This is a genomic window from Staphylococcus sp. FSL W8-0271 (assembly GCF_038006605.1).
GTDB classification, from domain to species: Bacteria; Bacillota; Bacilli; order Staphylococcales; family Staphylococcaceae; genus Staphylococcus; species Staphylococcus cohnii.
On sequence record NZ_JBBOVM010000001.1, the window covers coordinates 1,438,654 to 1,455,958 of the forward strand.

Consider the following 17,305-nt stretch of genomic DNA (forward strand, 5'->3'; position numbering starts at 1 on the left):
CCATTTCTTCATGTAATTTACTTATGCCTTTTTTGTTCAATTTTATTTAATTCCATTTCTATATCTAATTGACTATAATCTTCTTCATTAATTCTCTTTAAGTCCGCTACTAAAGTTCGTTTAACTTCATCTAATGTGATGCGAGTTTGTGCTAACTTTTGCTTTTCTTCTTTAGATTTTTTTGGAGATTTTGCCAATCTCGTATAAGCTTCAATGAGATTCAATGCATTATCAATATGAGAGTAGAAAAAACTTTCTACTTTAAAAAACATTCTAGGTTGTTGTTTAACAGCAAAGTAAATAGCTCGAGATAATCTATATATTTCATTTACTTGTCTAAAATCTTTGATTGATCTCACATTAACAAAAGATTTTAAAATTCTTCTTATCTTGTCTTGAGCATTATTTAATTGACTATTTACAAAATGATAATCTCTTCGTGTTAAGCCAATTTCATTTAAATATTTTCTAGAAGTTAAACGCTGAGTAGGGAAGTAGAATGCTATAAACGCTACTGCAGAAATAAGGAAATCAAAAATAAAATTTAATTCTAATGCAAATATACTAGAAATCCACGCGATAACTGCTATTGGAAAAGCAATAATGGTCCCATAAATTCGCGAAATATTATATCTCAAACTTCATCTTCCTTTATAATGTACTAAATTTTTTCCATGATGGGTTCGTTTCTATTTCTTCAATTTCATAATCTTCAACTTGAGAAGCAGGTGAAGCACCCTCAATGATAGCGTTAATAAATGAAGTTAGTGATGCCTCATCACTTTGGGCGTATATTTCTACATAATCAGATATATTTTGAACAGTACCCACAACATTATATTTTCTTGCTATCTTCTCGGTATAATAGCGAAAACCAACGCCTTGAACTATACCGAATACTTTAATATGTTTGCATTGCATATAATCACCTCTTATTATCATTATACGAAATTTTGTCATACAAAACTAATATTTTTGTCTGAACAACAATTGTCTATCCGTCAAAAGTATGAAACAGATAACTTGATTTTGTGTATGATACAGTTAAAATATTACACATAGCTATTTTGCAATATCATTTGAGTATCGTTGAATAACTGTATTTTTTAATGCATTACTTACATATGGCTAATACGTGCAAATAAATCAAAATGAACATAATAAATCAAACTTAATATAATGTTGATAATGAACGAAAAATGTATTTGTCGAAGTTAAAATATGAAGTTGAAAGTGAAAGGGTGTAATTTACATGTGGACAGTTGCAAAAATTCGAGCTGATTATGAAGGCTGGTGGTTATTTAGTGACTGGACTGATCATATCGTAGAACAATATCATTTTGAAAACTATGAGAAAATGCTAAATTACTATCAATCAATCATTGAAAATAGTAAAAAGCATTATGATAATTTCCTCGTTGGTAAATACAATATTCATGCATTTTATAATAATTGTGAATTAGGATTTTGTGAAGATTGTGATGAAGATTTACAGATTTTTTATAGTTATATTGTTTTAAATAATAATGAAGTTTATTATAAATTACCGATTGTTTAATAAATTGTTTTTTCATAATTGCATTGCATTTTCAGCTATTATGGCTTATAATATGAGTCAAGCAATTGTTTTATTCCATATTGCAAAGAATATTGTAAGACAGATTTACACTGTGAAATTGTATTTTTTGTAATATGCGAATAATGCATATTGAATGAATATTAGTCTTGGAGGTTTCACATTTATGAAACAAGGTACAGTAAAATGGTTTAACGCTGAAAAAGGATTTGGTTTTATCGAAGTAGAAGGAGAAAACGATGTATTCGTACACTTCTCAGCGATTAACCAAGAAGGTTACAAATCATTAGAAGAAGGTCAATCAGTTGAATTTGAAGTAGTTGAAGGCGACCGCGGTCCTCAAGCTGCGAACGTTGTAAAACTATAATATAGATTGCAATATTGACTATAAAAAGAACCTTGTTAAAGGTTCTTTTTTAATATATAAATTAATAAATTGTAACTTAAAAAGCTCTTTTTAAAGTGAATACTCGTAAATCGGGTACTTTAAAAAGAGCTTTTATACATGATTGGTTCTTTATAACACTAACAAGTTATTTTGTATCATTTATGATTAATTGTCGCAATGATTGTCGTTTTATAACTTCTCTCGCTTTACTATCTTTTAAAAAGAATACTGATGGTTTTTGCATTTGGTTATAATTAGAAGCCATGGAATAATGATAGGCACCAGTTGATAATACTGCTAGATAGTCACCACGCTTAACTGTACTAGGTAACTTGGCATCTTTAATTATTATATCCCCAGACTCACAAAGTTTACCTGCAATTGTTACAATCTCATCTTTAGGCTCATTTCTATTAACTAACAATGCTTCATACTGTGCATCATATAACGCAGTACGGATATGATCACTCATACCACCATCTACCGATACATATTTGTTAACATTGGGAATCTCTTTGATTGTGCCAACTTCATATAATGTTATACCAGCTTCTCCAACTATGGATCTTCCAGGCTCTATTCCAATTTCAGGAAGAGGGTAGTCAAATTCAGTTGAAAATTGTTTAATTGCATCAGTAATTTCAGTAATACCTGTTTCGATAGGGAAACTAACATCACCCTCAACATATTTAATACTGAATCCACCACCCAAGTTAATCAACTCAACACTTATAGCATTTTCTTTTAACCATTGAATTACTATTTTTGCAGTTTCAATCATTGCTTCTGTGCCTTCAATTTGTGACCCTACATGAAAATGAACGCCTTTTAAATTTAAATGTTTAGTGTTTTTTACTTTTTCAACTGCTTGTATTGCTAACCCATGTTTAATTGACAGACCAAATTTACTATCTTCCTGACCAGTTTGAATAAATTCATGAGTATGTGCTTCAACACCAGGGTTTAAACGTAATACAACATTAACCGTTTCACTCGCATACTTATCGATGAGTTCTATTTCTTCTAATGCATCAATAACGATGTAACCAACTTTACTTTCTAATGCATACTGTATCTCATGTTTTGTTTTGTTGTTACCATGAAAATGTATATGCTGCGGATCAAAACCTGCCTCCAATGCTGTATATAGTTCTCCTTCAGATACTACATCAAGTTCAAGACCTTCTTCTTGTACTAATTTCACCATTTGTAGACAGGTAAATGCTTTAGAAGCATATGAAATGTTATAGTTCAATCCACTTTTCTGAAAAGCAGAGTGAAATCTTTGCATTTGTGTTCTGATTTGATCTTCATCATAAACAATCGTAGGTGTACCGAAACTTTGTGCTATTGTTTTAAGACTTGTACCTCCCATTGTTAACTCGCCACGATCATTATATTCTACTACCATAATTTATCTATACTCCTTTATTAGTGAGTCATGATTCATTGCACTTAATTGTTCAGAATTCGCGCCAACACCTTTAAATGTAAACTCATCAACACGAATATCATTATTATATAATATTACTTCGTCTTGTGCATGCACGTTGTGATCAACTTCAACAAACATATGACTCATCATCAACGCACGAATAGGGTAACGCTTGCCATTGATAAGTGCCTCATGTTTTGCTCTTGATTTAAGAATACCATCTCCATAGCCAATATCAACTACTGCTAATTTTGTATGATCATGTTTAGCTTCAAATGCAAAACTATAGCCACAGTAATCACCTTCATTTACTTCACGAATTTGGATGACATTACCTTTTACAGTCAATGATTGTTCTATCGCATCTACATCAATCGTTTGATAAGGTCTAGAGCCGTAAAGCGCAATTCCGACTCGCGCATGTGTATGGTTTTCAAGCACACCGTTTTCTCTATAATAACTTGCACTGTTTTGTGCATGTATCATTTCAAAGTGATAGTCTTCGTCTATTAATGTGCTAACAATATCTAACCAAGCTTTACGCTCTACGTTATATTCAGACACATCGAATTCATCAGCATACCCGAAGTGGGTCCATAAACCAGTGATATGCATTTTATTTTTATTTGCATTTTTCATATGATGATGTATCACTTCTCTTATTTCATCAATATTTTTCAAACCTGAGCGGTGAAGTAAATTTTCAAATTCTAAATGCACTTGAATACCTTGTAAATCTTCAATATGTTCATAATAGAAGTTTAATGAGGGCAGGGTCATTTGAATCTGATAATCTCGCACTTTATCAAATTCATATACCGCATTCATTAAGAAAATTGTTGCATCGGGGGCTAATTGTCTAATGCGAACTGCTTCTCTTAAAGATGTCGTACTAAACGTGTTAATACCTGCTTTTAAAAATTGCTGTACAGCAAATTCCAATCCATAATGATAAGCATTATTTTTAACTACTGCCATAATTTGATTATTTTGGATTACTTTAAGCGCATTATTGTAAAATCGTTGAGCATCAACAGACCAGATTGCTGTCATTGTGTTTCCACCTCACTATAGGATTTTAAAATCGCTTCATAATAATTTACAATTTTAATTAACATATGTTCATTAAAATTTAAATGGGCAGTATGCAAACCTGTTACAAAACCATTTGTCTCGTCTCGTACACCCACAAAAATAAAATAACTAGGTGCAAGTTGACTATAAAAGCTAAAATCTTCGCCAAATAAATACGGTGTGGGCTTGTCTACTATTGTTAAGTCAGCAATATCCAGACCATTTTCAACATGTTTACGTAATTCAGGTGAATTATATGTTGGTGGATAGCCTTCTTCAAATTTCACTTCACAATCAACATCGAACAATAATTTTACACTTTCGGCAATTTTGTTCATTTGCTGTTTAACAGTTTCCAAATCATAGACATCATAAGTTCTAATTGTACCTTCTAAATAGCCATTGCTAGGAACTGTATTTATGGCTTCTCCAGCTTCAAAATGACCCATATGTACAATATTTCTCTTCAACCCATTTAAATGGAATTGTTGTATCTGACCAACTTGACTTAAAACATGCTGCAGTGCTTCTCCTACAGAATGTCCTTGCTCTTTGTCCGCAACATGACTTGATAGACCAGTTAAATAAAAGCGATATTCTGTGGCACTTGCTGTAATTTCTTCATCACGAATCACAACTCGACCTTCATCTTCAAAAGGCATTACGTGAATACCAAATATAGCTTCGATAGGGTATTTATCAAAAGCGCCTGCACGGATTAAACGGTTTGCGCCACCTCCAGTTTCTTCAGCTGGCTGAAAGATAAATACAATATTTTGAGGTAGTGTACCTTGATCTGCCATAGCCTTACATCGTTTAACAAATAGCATTAATGCAGTTGTATGTCCATCATGCCCACATGCATGCATAACATTATCAGTTTTACTACGATACGGGACGTCATTCTCTTCATAAATAGGTAAGGCATCTATGTCCGCACGATAAGCAATCGTATGATTACCATTACCAGGAAGATAGGCAATCAAACCCGTTTCCAGTGGACGATGATATTCAATACCAAGTTCATCTAAAAATGCTGCAATATATTTAGTCGTTTCAAATTCATGGAGGCTTAATTCTGGATGTTGATGTAAGTGACGTCTATGGGTTGTAACAAATTCTAACTCATTCATTAAAATCAAATCCTTTTAGTTATTGTAATATGTATAGGTATAAAATAATGCTCAATTAAGACGATTTATGTATAAAAAGGAGGTTAGACGATTTGCATAGTTACATATTGATATTCACATTAAAATAAATGTGTATATATCAATAATTACATGTTATTTCGTCTAAAACCTCCTAAAAATATTAAAATTTCAGTTTTTATTAATTATCTATTAAATTTGAAATTAATCATTTAATTTTCTTAGTGCTGAAACAATTTCTCTTTTTGAATCTTCAACTTCACTTGTTTGCTTAATCACTTTTGCTGGTGTTCCAGCAACTACAGAACCAGCAGGAACATCTTGTGTAACGATTGCACCAGCTGCAACAATAGAACCTTCACCAACACGAACACCTTCAAGTATCACTGCATTTGCACCAATGAGTACGTCATCTTCAATGACCACTGGTGATGCACTAGGTGGTTCAATCACGCCAGCTAATACTGCACCAGCTCCAACATGGACGTTTTTACCTGTAGTAGCACGACCGCCAAGTGTTGCGTTCATGTCTACCATAGTTCCTTCACCAACAACAGCACCGATATTGATAGTAGCACCCATCATAATCACTGCGCCATCTTCAATCGTAGCTTGTTCACGAATAAATGCACCAGGTTCTATACGTGCATTCGTATTGGTTAAGTCTTTTAATGGAATTGCTGAATTACGACGGTCCATCTCAACTTCTAATTCATCAATCACTGATTGATGATTTTCATAAAATTGCTTCCAATCATCCGCTTCACAAAAAATTACTTTAGAATCAGAACCACCAAACACTTTAAAGCTGTCAGGGAACGTTACTTTGTCAAACTGCCCATTCACATAAACTTTAAGTGGTGTAGATTTTTTTGCATCACTTATATATTGAATAATTTCTTCTGCCGTTAAATGTTGTACCATAATTTAATTCGCTCCTTAAAAGTTATAAATTATCAAATGTATAAAATGCATTTGATTTATTAATTAATTTTTCTGCTGCACCAATCGCTCCATTAGCAAAAATATCTTTTGATTGAGCACGGTGGGTGATTTCTATTGTTTCATCAGTACCTGCAAATAAAACATCATGTTCTCCAACAATCGTACCACCACGAATTGAGTGAATACCAATTTCATCTTGGGAACGCTTTTCATTTATTTCATGTCTATCGTAAACTGGTGTTGTCTTTTCACGTAAAGACTCAATTACATCATAAAGTTTTACTAATGTACCACTAGGTGCGTCCACTTTTTTATTATGATGTGCTTCTGTAAGTTCAATGTCAAAATCTTGAAGTAGGGGAACAGCAGCTTCCAAAATTTTAGTTAATGCGTGAACCCCATAACTCATATTTGCACTGAAAAATACTGGCATTTCACTACTTAATCCTTTTAATTTTGCAATAATTTTTTCTTTTTCCCCAGTTGTTGCGATAACTAATGGCAAATTAAATTCATCATCTAACAAAGGCAACAATAACTCTGGATTTGAAAAATCGATTGCGACATCAGCATCTTTAACGTCTGAAATACGTTGGAACGTTGGATAAGGGTATGATTTTGATGGGTTAGGTACAATCACACCTTCAATTTGATGTCCTTTTTCTTCAGCTAATCTTGCTACTCGTTGATTCATGGCTCCATAGCCTATTAACACAATCTTCATGTATTGTCACCTGCTTTAAATTGTTCGTATGCTTGCTCTAATGTTTGACGTTCTACATCTTGAAGCTTCACTAGTGGAAGGCGTACTTCATAATTACCAAACCCTTCAACCGCTGTTAATGCTTTGATTGGAATAGGATTGACATCAACAGCTAATGCATCTAATAGTGTTTGAATTGGTTGAAATTGTGAATTGATATCTTTTCCACTTTGTTTTGCATCGAATAAAGTCTGGAATGCATTAGGAATGACATTTGCTGCAACAGAAATGACACCGTGACCACCTTTTTCAAAATAATCAACCACATTATCATCATTACCGCTGTACAAAGCAAAGTTATTTAAATCTAAACGTTTTTTCAATTCATCCATATATTCAAAATCATTAGTAGCATCTTTTATCGCTACAATATATTCATTACCACTTAATGTTTCAACTGTTTCTGGATCAATAGTCATATTCGTACGTGAAGGTACATTATACAAAATGACAGGTAATTTTACTGCGTTAGCTATCGTTGTAAAATGTTCAATCAATCCACGCTGATTTGTTTTATTGTAGTAGGGCGTAATCAACATAATACCATCTGCGCCAATTTCTCTTGCACGTACTGAAGCTTGTATTGATTTTTGAGTATTATTTGTACCCGTTCCAGCAATAACTGGTACTTTACTATCTACATAATTCACAACTGTCTCCAATACTTGATCTTTTTCTTCATCTGTTAAAGTAGGATTTTCGGCTGTTGTACCATTAACCACGATACATTTCGCATTATTTTCTAATAAATATTTCACATGTCTTCTAAGCGCATTTAAATCAACTTCATTGTGTGTAAACGGTGTTGTTAGAGCAACACCTACACCTTCAAAAATATGTCCCATTTTATTTTACTCCTTTCAAACTCATTACTTGTTCTAGAACTTGTACTGCATTTAAAGCCGCACCTTTTAGTAAATTGTCAGAAGTACACCAAACATGGAAAGTATTATCTAATGATTCATCTCGACGAATTCTACCAACAAAAATTTCATCTTTGCCAGTAGCGTTAACCGCCAATGGATATTCATTTTGTTCTGGATTATCAATAAGTACAACGCGTTGATCATTGTCAAAGAGTTGCTGAATCTCTTGAACTGAACTTTCACTTTCAAGCGTAACGCTTATATGCACACTGTGACTATCTTGAACAGGCACACGTACACAAGTTGCTGTTACTTTTAAATCATCATCTTTTAAAATTTTTCTAGTCTCATCAATCATTTTTTGCTCTTCTTTTGTATACCCATTTTCTAAAAAACTATCAATATGTGGCAACACGTTATTATAGATAGGGTGAGGGTATGCTTCCGGTGCTTTACCATTCGCACCTTCAGATAAGTCTTGTCTACCTTTTACACCAGAACCTGAAACTGCTTGATATGTTGTATAAGCTACACGCTCTAGGCCAAATGCTTCTTGTAACACTTTTAAAGGTACAACTGATTGAATAGTAGAGCAATTTGGATTAGCGATAATTTTTCTGTTTAAAACAGGTTCATTAACTTCAGGTACTATTAAGTCAATGTCATCTGCCATTCTCCATTGACTAGAATTATCAATAACAATGGCACCAGCTTGTTCAAAAATAGGGGAGAAGTGGGCACTTGTACTTCCACCGGCACTCATTAAAACATAATCATAATGTTCACTTGCAGCCTCTTCAGTTAATTCTTTAACAATATACGTTTTGCCTTGGAATTCAATTTCTTCTCCTGCTGAACGCGCTGAAGAAAATAATACTAATTCATCAAACGGTACATTTTTACGATCTAATGTTTCTAACATTTTTCTTCCTACTAAACCAGTTGCGCCTGCTATTGCTAATTTTGTCATAGAATATACACTCCATTTTCATTTTTATAAATTTTTAAAGATTAACTATATTTAGAAAATTCAGATATCAAAAGTTTGATATAAGGCGTGAACTGCACGTTCACTATTTTCGGAATCTATTACACATGAAATACTAATTTCTGATGTGGTGGTTTGATAAAAAGCAATATCATTTTCAATCAATGTAATAAATGCCTTTGAAGCAACACCAGACATATCTCGCATACCAGAGCCGATTAATGAAAGTTTAACGTATCCTTCGTTAATCTTGAAGTCTAATGCATTAAACCTTTCTTTTAACACATCTAAGATGTTTGTTATTTGAACAGCATCTGTATCTTTGATTGTAAAAGACATTTGCAATCCTTCCAAATTAATAATTTGAGAAATCATATCCACATTGACTGATCCTTCTTCTAAATGATTGAATAAATCCGTCAATAATCTATTGTCCGGTAGGGGATAACTAATTGTAACATGTAACATGTGTGTATCTAATGCTACACCAGTAACTGCTTTTTTTTCTAATAATTCTGCTTGTGACATAATCCATGTTCCTTTCACATTTGATAAAGTTCTTCCTAAATACAGTGGGATGTTATAATTATTTGCTAATTCCACGCTTCTAGTTTCAAGTACACCTGCACCTAAAGCACTCATCTCCATCATTTCCTCATAAGATACATATGCTAATCGTTTTGCCTCTTTGTAAACCCTTGGATCTGTCGCATACACACCATCTACATCAGTATATATCTCACAAGTCGTTTGATTACTTGCAGCTAAAGCTACAGCAGTCGTGTCTGAGCCACCACGACCTAAGGTAGTTATTTCTAATTCATCATTAATACCTTGAAACCCTGCTATCACTAGTACATCATTGTTTTCAAAAGCTTGTTCAAATGTACTGGGATTGATTTCAGCAATTTTACTTTTTAAATGATGACCAACTGTTTTAATTCCTGCTTGATATCCAGTCATCGCTTTTGCGTTTACACCGATATCGTTTAATACCATCGACAAATAGGAAACGGTCTGTTGTTCACCGGTTGTTAATAGCAAGGCCAATTCTTGATCTTTGGGTGTCGTAGTAAGCGTTGAAACATTAGCCATCAGCTCATCTGTTGTTTTGCCCATTGCACTAACGACAACGATAAGTTGTTCGCCTTCATCAACTCTTGTTTTTAACATGCCTGCTATATTTTTAATTTTAGTAAAATCACTTACGGAAGAACCTCCAAATTTCAAAACACTTCTTTCCAATTCCATATCCTCCTCATTTGATAGGGGAGAATCACAGTAATATAAAAAAAGAACAAGTCCGGAATGCGAACCTGTTCTATAATTTATATACAAGTGATGCACTCCATTATTTTAAAATAATGACAGACTCTTAGCTCTTAACCATAAAGTCCAACTTGTTATAAGCTGCTATTATAACTGTTTCGGCATCTCACCCTTTCAAAATTAGCTGCTAGCAGACAGGTTCTTCTAAAATTTACTAATGATTGATGCGCCTCATCAAAACTTATTTAATTTTGTTTATGATTCATATTATACATATGCTTATATATACTGTAAACCGCTTTTACAAAGTTTTTTAAATTTACTGAAAAATTAAACTATTTTATTAGTATTTTACTAAATAAGTGTAAATGTATATATTTCAAATTTCAAATATTAATATATCCAAATGTATGAACTATTAATTTAAAATTCTTCATAAGTGGCAGGATCTTGATCTTTACGTCTGCCATCTGTACGTGTTAATGCATTGATTTTCTCAATATCATTACTATCAAGATAAAAGTCAAAAATATCCATATTTTGCAGTTGTCTTGATACAGTTGTAGACTTTGGAATAGGTACAACACCATTTTGAATATGCCATTTTAATATAACTTGAGGAATGGTTTTATTATGTTTTGTAGCAATTTCGACAAGATTTTCATCATCAATAACACTAGAAGCACGACCTAATGGACTCCATGCTTGAGTAACAATTCCTTTGGATGTGTTGTACTGAACCAATGCTTCTTGATTGAAATACGGGTGTAATTCAATTTGGTTTACAACTGGTAAAACACCTGTTTCTTGTTGTAATGTTTCGATATGTTCTGGTAAAAAATTACACACACCAATTGATTTTATTAAGCCTGCTTTTTGTGCAGCAATCATTGCTTGCCAAGCTTCAACATATTTACCTTGTTTAGGATTAGGCCAGTGGATTAAATATAAATCAAGATAATCAACACCTAAGCGATAAATTGATTCCTGTATTGCAGTCAGTGCATCATCGTAAGATTGATAACGTCCAGGCAATTTTGAAGTAATCATAATTTGATCTCTTGAAACACTGCTCATCTCGATTGCTTTACCAACTGTTCCTTCATTTTCATAATTATAAGCTGTATCTAATAAACGATAACCTTGTTCTAATGCATTCACAATCGCATGTGCACCATGAGCACCATTTAACTTATATGTACCAAACCCAATTTGAGGAATCACTTGTCCATCTAACATATTTAACTGTTCCATTTACATACCTCCATAACGATATATGCTTTTGATTATATAATGCATAACCATTTATGACTAATATTTAGACTTCATTGGGGAGAAAACTATAAACAAAAAAACTGAGATAAATCAATATCTCAGCTTCATAACTTAGACAAACCCTTAGCATTAAAGCGCTGAACCCTTAGAATGAGAACTCACTAAAAACACAATGGTACTAGGCTGCTAATTCTCTGAATTAATAGTGTTTTTAGTGAGATATTGGCAGTGATTTGGGTCGACTCCTGTGGGAAGTGCAATAGCCGAAGACTACAGGCTAAGGCAGTGCCCACGGAAAGCGTGCACAAAAAAACTGCCAACAAAGTCAGAGACTTTGTCGACAGTCTGAGCTGAGACATATTAATATTTCAGCTTCAACATATAATTTCATCTATTAATAGTATATTTCATATATGCTTAATGACGCTATTTGCTATATAATTTACCATCGAAATATGCAATACTTTTAATCTCTATGTTGACTAATATACTTCTGTATTTTAATGGTTTTATTTATTTAATACGCCAGTTTCTTGTAAATAAGCTTCATAAGATATTTCTTTTGATAAACCACCTGTAGGATTTAAGTCAATTACTCGGTTCGCAATTGTGTTGATAAATTCAAAATCATACGATGTGAAAATCATTGAACCTTTGAAATTTTTCAAACCATCGTTTACTGCAGTAATACTTTCTAAGTCTAAGTGGTTCGTTGGTTCATCTAGTAATAAAACATTCGCACTAGATAACATCATTTTACTTAACATACAGCGCACTTTTTCTCCACCAGATAAAACACTCGCTTTTTTCTTAACTTCTTCACCACTAAATAACATGCGGCCTAAGAAACCTCTTAAGAATGTTTCAGTTTGTTCGTCTTCAGGTGCATATTGACGCAACCAATCAACAAGGTTCATATTTACACCTTCGAAGTATTCAGAGTTATCTTTAGGGAAGTAACTACGTGAAGTCGTAACACCCCATTTTACAGTTCCTTCGTCTGGCGTCATTTCACCAGCTAATATTTTGAGTAATGTCGTTTTCGCAATTTCACTATCTCCAATTAAAACTGCTTTATCATTAGGATTCATTGTAAAAGAAATATTATCTAATACTTTATTACCATCTATCGTTTTTGATACATTTTCTACAAATAGTAAATCATTACCGATTTCACGTTCTGGCGTGAATTTCACATATGGATAACGACGTGAAGAAGGTTGAATATCATCTAGTTCAATTTTTTCTAGTTGTTTTTTACGACTTGTTGCTTGTTTAGATTTAGATGCATTTGCAGAGAAACGTGCAACGAAATCTTGTAATTCTTTAATCTTTTCTTCTTTTTTCTTGTTTTGTTCTTGTGCCATTTTCATTGCTAATTGACTTGATTGATACCAAAAATCATAGTTACCTACGTATACTTTTATTTTTCCATAATCTAAGTCTGCAATATGTGTACATACATTATTTAAAAAGTGTCGGTCATGTGATACCACAATCACTGTATTTTCAAAATTGATTAAGAAATCTTCTAACCAACTTATTGCAGGGATGTCCAAACCATTGGTCGGTTCATCAAGTAGTAGTACATCAGGTTTACCAAACAAACTTTGGGCTAATAATACTTTTACTTTTTGGTTATTTTCTAATTCAGCCATTTTTTTATCTTGTAAATCTGCAGATATACCTAATCCAGATAATAAAGAACCTGCATCTGCTTCGGCATTCCAGCCGTCCATTTCAGCAAATTCACCTTCTAATTCTGCAGCTCTGATACCGTCTTCATCACTGAAATCCGGTTTCATATAAATTTCATCTTTTTCTTTCATCACTTCATATAGACGTTCATGTCCTTTAATTACAACATCAATCACGCGTTCTTCTTCATATGCAAAGTGATCCTGTTTTAAGATTGCTAAACGTTCGTCTTTTCCCATAGATACATGACCTGATTGCGCATCCAACTCACCAGATAAAATCTTTAAAAATGTCGATTTCCCAGCACCATTTGCTCCAATCAAACCATAACAATTTCCTTCTGTAAATTTAATATTTACATCCTCGAATAATTTACGATCGCCAAATCGTAAACTCACATCAGTAACTTGTAACATGCATTTGCTCCTTTACGTTAATCTACCGGACAAATTATAACACACTTAAGAGGGAGTTTCGACCATTCACAATGAGTTGATGCTTGTTTCTTTATAGCATGTTATAATAGATAAGAATAAATTAAAGTACGAAGGAGAACAGTATGGCCCAAGAAGAGAAAAATATTGTAGGTTCCATTGAATTTCTTGAAGTTGTTGGATTAGAAGGATCTACTTACAAGTTACAAGGACCAAACGGAGAAGAAGTTAAACTCAATCAATCAGAAGTAAATGAAGAAGATGATTTAATCATAGGCGAGGAATATAGCTTTTTCATTTATCCTAATAGATCTGGCGCATTGTTTGCTACACAAAATATGCCAGACATTACTACTAGCAAATATGATTTTGTGAAAGTTTTAAAAACCGATCGAGATGGTGCACACGTTGACGTAGGTCTTCCAAGGGAAGTTTTAATTCCGTGGATTGATTTACCAAAAGTAAAAGATGTATGGCCAATACAAGGTGATGAATTATTAGTTACTTTACGTATTGATAGCGAAAACAACATGTTTGCTCGTCTAGCAACTGAAACAATTGTTGATTCAATGTACACACCAGTAAACGATGATACATTACAAAATAAAGTTATCGAAGCAAGACCATACAGAGTATTGAGAATCGGAAGCTTCATGTTATCCAAAGATGGTCACAAAATATTCGTACATGAGTCTGAACGTAAATCTGAACCTCGCTTAGGTGAAAAGCTAGAAGTTCGAATTATCGGGCATAATGAAAAAGGGGAACTCAACGGTTCTTTTTTACCATTTGCTCATGAAAGACTTGACGAAGATGGTCAACATATTTTTAATTTACTTGTTGAATATGATGGCGAACTTCCGTTTTGGGACAAATCAAGCCCCGAAGCTATTAAGGAAGTATTTAATATGAGTAAAGGCGCATTTAAACGTGCGATTGGTCATTTATATAAAAACAAAATTATAACAATTGAAACTGGTAAAATCGCGCTAACTAATAAAGGTTGGAGCAGAGTTGAAGACTAGTTCTTTCTATATTAAATAGTGTTTAAATATTTATAATTTTATCCTGTACTACATAAATCAACATGTAGCACAGGATTTTTTTGTTTTTATGTTACAAATCATGCGCTTTTTGTAATATTCATATTTTTACAAATGTTGTCATATCAAGGTTTAATTAAAAACATACGCCATAGATCCTACCATTGTGAATTTTGTAAACAAGGTCAATAAATATTTAACAAAACATTTACATTAACTATATTTGTATTTAATAAAAGGTGTGTAGTATAGGAACTGCAAGAAATACATATAACTTTTGGGTTATTCACTTATTAGGAGGATGTTTCAATGAAAAAATGGCAATTATTTGGTACTACTGTAATCGGTGCTTCACTTTTATTAGGAGCTTGTGGCGGCGGAAATAGCGATTCTGGTAAAGGAAGTGGAGAAGTTAAAGGTGATGGTTCATCTACTGTAGGTCCAATCATTGAAAAATTAAATGAAAAATTTGCTAAAGATAATTCAGATGTAACTGTATCAAATGGTACATCGGGAACTGGTGGTGGATTCGAAAAATTCATTTCAGGCAGCACTGATTTCTCAAATGCATCTAGACCTATAAAAGATGAAGAAAAGAAAAAATTAGATGATAAAGGTATTAAATATGATGAATTTAAAGTTGCACAAGATGGTGTAACAATTACAGTGAATAAAGAAAATGACTTTGTAGATGAACTTACGAAAGAGCAATTAAGCGAAATCTACTCAGGCAAAGCAAAAACATGGAAAGACGTTAATTCAAAATGGCCAGATAAAGAAATTAAAGCATTCTCTCCTGACCAATCACACGGTACTTACGATTTCTTCTCTGAAGAAATTATGGACAAAAAAGATATCAAAGCAGAGAAAAATGCTGACACAAATACAATTGTCCAATCAGTAGAGAAAAACAAAGACAGTGTCGGTTACTTTGGTTATAACTTCTATAAACAAAATAAAGACAAATTAAAAGAAGTTAAAATCAAAGATGAAAATGGTCAATTAACAGAACCAACTAAGAAAACAATCCAAGATGGTTCTTATGCATTAAGCAGACCACTTTATATCTACACTAACGAGAAAAAATTAAAAGATAATGAAGGATTCCAAGACTTCATGAAATTTGTCATGAAGGATAAAGGAAAATCAGCTGAAGAAGCAGGATTTGTTGCTTTACCTGAAAAAGATTACACAGAACAACAAAGTAAATTAAAAGACATCATTGGTAAAGATAGCGACAAAGAAGACAGCAAAAAAGAAGATAAATAAACATAATAGCAATTTTTAAAGTTGGGATTCCGGGAGTAGATAGACAAAACACATTATTAAAATGATCTATCTACTTCCAAGTTCAATTTATCTAGCGTTTAACAATATAGTGAAAATCGCTATGTTGCTAAACGCTAGATGAAGAACAGTCCCAACTTTATTTTAAATATTGGGAGTCTATACGAAAGAAGGGTATTTACATGGCTAATCAGAATACTTCTATTAGTGAAATGATTGCTAACAATAACGCTAAGAAAAAAGGCATTAGCGATAAAATTGTACCAATCATTCTGGGAATCATTGCAATTTGCTCAATTCTAGCAACAGTAGGGATTATCGTTACATTATTAACAGAAACCATTACATTTTTCACACGTGTTCCAATAACTGAATTTTTATTTTCTAAAGATTGGAATCCATTCTCATCAACACCACAATATGGCATTTGGGCATTAATTTTAGGTACGCTTAAAATTACAGCTATTGCAACAATCGTTGCTGTTCCTTTTGGGTTAGGAGCTGCTTTATATTTAAGTGAATATGCTTCAACAAGAGTAAGAAAAATAATAAAACCTATATTAGAAATATTGTCTGGGATACCAACTATTGTTTTCGGCTTTTTCGCTTTAACATTTGTTACACCTGTACTCCGTTCAATATTTCCTGAGTTAGGCAGCTTTAACTCAATTAGTCCTGGTATTGTCGTAGGCGTTATGATTATTCCGTTGATCTCAAGTATGAGTGAAGATGCTATGTCATCAGTACCAAACAAAATACGTGAAGGTGCACTTGGTTTAGGCGCAACAAAATTTGAAGTTGCAACAAAAGTAATATTACCAGCCGCTACTTCAGGTATCATGGCATCTATTGTATTAGCTATTTCACGTGCAATCGGGGAAACAATGATTGTATCACTCGCTGCAGGTAGTACACCTAGTTCATCATTAGATTTAACTGGGTCAATCCAAACAATGACAGGATATATTGTACAAGTAGCAACAGGAGATGCGACATTTGGCTCTGATATCTATTACAGTATCTATGCTGTTGGTTTCACATTATTCTTATTCACACTTGTGATGAATTTAATTTCACAATGGATTACGAAACGCTTTAGAGAGGAGTATTAAT

Annotated in this window: 17 protein-coding genes and 1 riboswitch; of the genes, 5 read left to right on the forward strand and 12 right to left on the reverse strand. The window is 33.0% G+C overall.

Annotated features, from left to right (window positions below; all coding sequences use genetic code 11):
- Positions 1–17 precede the first annotated feature (17 nt).
- Both NST87_RS07150 and NST87_RS07155 read right to left on the reverse strand, forming a co-directional pair.
- Entirely contained in the window at positions 18–638 is a 621-nt protein-coding gene (locus tag NST87_RS07150; protein WP_019468788.1) for a 5-bromo-4-chloroindolyl phosphate hydrolysis family protein, read from the reverse strand.
- Between the two features lie 13 nt (positions 639–651).
- Positions 652–921 carry an acylphosphatase gene (locus tag NST87_RS07155; RefSeq protein WP_019468787.1) on the reverse strand — a complete coding sequence of 90 codons (270 nt, stop codon included), beginning with the start codon at positions 919–921 and terminating at the stop codon, positions 652–654.
- Positions 922–1,252: 331 nt separating this feature from the next.
- Between NST87_RS07155 and msaA the strand changes: the two genes are divergently transcribed.
- Positions 1,253–1,558: a regulatory protein MsaA gene (msaA, locus tag NST87_RS07160; protein ID WP_019468786.1), complete on the forward strand. Its 306-nt coding sequence runs from the start codon at positions 1,253–1,255 to the stop codon at positions 1,556–1,558.
- Positions 1,559–1,742: 184 nt separating this feature from the next.
- Positions 1,743–1,943 carry a cold shock protein CspA gene (gene cspA, locus NST87_RS07165; protein WP_001831260.1) on the forward strand — a complete coding sequence of 67 codons (201 nt, stop codon included), beginning with the start codon at positions 1,743–1,745 and terminating at the stop codon, positions 1,941–1,943.
- Positions 1,944–2,109: 166 nt separating this feature from the next.
- Here the strand turns inward: cspA and lysA are convergent, their stop codons facing one another.
- The 10 genes from lysA to NST87_RS07215 all read right to left on the reverse strand — a co-directional run bounded on the left by lysA (position 2,110) and on the right by NST87_RS07215 (position 13,844).
- Positions 2,110–3,375, reverse strand: a complete 1,266-nt coding sequence (gene lysA / locus NST87_RS07170; protein WP_019468785.1) for a diaminopimelate decarboxylase — start codon at positions 3,373–3,375, stop codon at positions 2,110–2,112.
- A gap of 3 nt (positions 3,376–3,378) precedes the next feature.
- Positions 3,379–4,452, reverse strand: a complete 1,074-nt coding sequence (locus NST87_RS07175; RefSeq protein WP_019468784.1) for an alanine racemase — start codon at positions 4,450–4,452, stop codon at positions 3,379–3,381.
- Positions 4,449–5,606 carry an amidohydrolase gene (locus NST87_RS07180; RefSeq protein WP_019468783.1) on the reverse strand — a complete coding sequence of 386 codons (1,158 nt, stop codon included), beginning with the start codon at positions 5,604–5,606 and terminating at the stop codon, positions 4,449–4,451. The genes NST87_RS07175 and NST87_RS07180 overlap by 4 nt, the downstream gene beginning before the upstream one ends.
- A gap of 222 nt (positions 5,607–5,828) precedes the next feature.
- Entirely contained in the window at positions 5,829–6,548 is a 720-nt protein-coding gene (dapD, locus tag NST87_RS07185) for a 2,3,4,5-tetrahydropyridine-2,6-dicarboxylate N-acetyltransferase (RefSeq protein WP_019468782.1), read from the reverse strand.
- A 22-nt stretch (positions 6,549–6,570) separates the two neighbouring features.
- Positions 6,571–7,293 carry a 4-hydroxy-tetrahydrodipicolinate reductase gene (dapB, locus tag NST87_RS07190; RefSeq protein ID WP_019468781.1) on the reverse strand — a complete coding sequence of 241 codons (723 nt, stop codon included), beginning with the start codon at positions 7,291–7,293 and terminating at the stop codon, positions 6,571–6,573.
- Positions 7,290–8,177 carry a 4-hydroxy-tetrahydrodipicolinate synthase gene (dapA, locus tag NST87_RS07195; RefSeq protein ID WP_040029860.1) on the reverse strand — a complete coding sequence of 296 codons (888 nt, stop codon included), beginning with the start codon at positions 8,175–8,177 and terminating at the stop codon, positions 7,290–7,292. The genes dapB and dapA overlap by 4 nt, the downstream gene beginning before the upstream one ends.
- Before the next feature lies 1 nt (position 8,178).
- Positions 8,179–9,168 (reverse strand): aspartate-semialdehyde dehydrogenase, encoded by a 990-nt coding sequence (locus NST87_RS07200; protein WP_019468779.1) that lies wholly within the window; start codon positions 9,166–9,168, stop codon positions 8,179–8,181.
- 60 nt (positions 9,169–9,228) lie between these two features.
- Positions 9,229–10,437 carry an aspartate kinase gene (locus NST87_RS07205; protein WP_172459300.1) on the reverse strand — a complete coding sequence of 403 codons (1,209 nt, stop codon included), beginning with the start codon at positions 10,435–10,437 and terminating at the stop codon, positions 9,229–9,231.
- Positions 10,438–10,519: 82 nt separating this feature from the next.
- Positions 10,520–10,698, reverse strand: a riboswitch (Lysine riboswitch).
- A 180-nt stretch (positions 10,699–10,878) separates the two neighbouring features.
- Positions 10,879–11,709 carry an aldo/keto reductase gene (locus NST87_RS07210; protein ID WP_040029858.1) on the reverse strand — a complete coding sequence of 277 codons (831 nt, stop codon included), beginning with the start codon at positions 11,707–11,709 and terminating at the stop codon, positions 10,879–10,881.
- Between the two features lie 530 nt (positions 11,710–12,239).
- Positions 12,240–13,844 (reverse strand): ABC-F family ATP-binding cassette domain-containing protein, encoded by a 1,605-nt coding sequence (locus NST87_RS07215; protein WP_019468776.1) that lies wholly within the window; start codon positions 13,842–13,844, stop codon positions 12,240–12,242.
- A 143-nt stretch (positions 13,845–13,987) separates the two neighbouring features.
- Between NST87_RS07215 and NST87_RS07220 the strand changes: the two genes are divergently transcribed.
- From NST87_RS07220 to pstC, 3 genes are all read left to right on the forward strand, one after another.
- Positions 13,988–14,887, forward strand: coding sequence for a CvfB family protein (locus NST87_RS07220; RefSeq protein ID WP_224395416.1), 900 nt, complete (start codon positions 13,988–13,990; stop codon positions 14,885–14,887).
- A 327-nt stretch (positions 14,888–15,214) separates the two neighbouring features.
- Complete coding sequence (locus NST87_RS07225) at positions 15,215–16,174, forward strand: PstS family phosphate ABC transporter substrate-binding protein (protein WP_019468774.1); 960 nt, start codon at positions 15,215–15,217, stop codon at positions 16,172–16,174.
- Between the two features lie 200 nt (positions 16,175–16,374).
- Positions 16,375–17,304 carry a phosphate ABC transporter permease subunit PstC gene (gene pstC / locus NST87_RS07230; protein ID WP_040029856.1) on the forward strand — a complete coding sequence of 310 codons (930 nt, stop codon included), beginning with the start codon at positions 16,375–16,377 and terminating at the stop codon, positions 17,302–17,304.
- The last annotated feature ends 1 nt before the right edge of the window (position 17,305 follow it).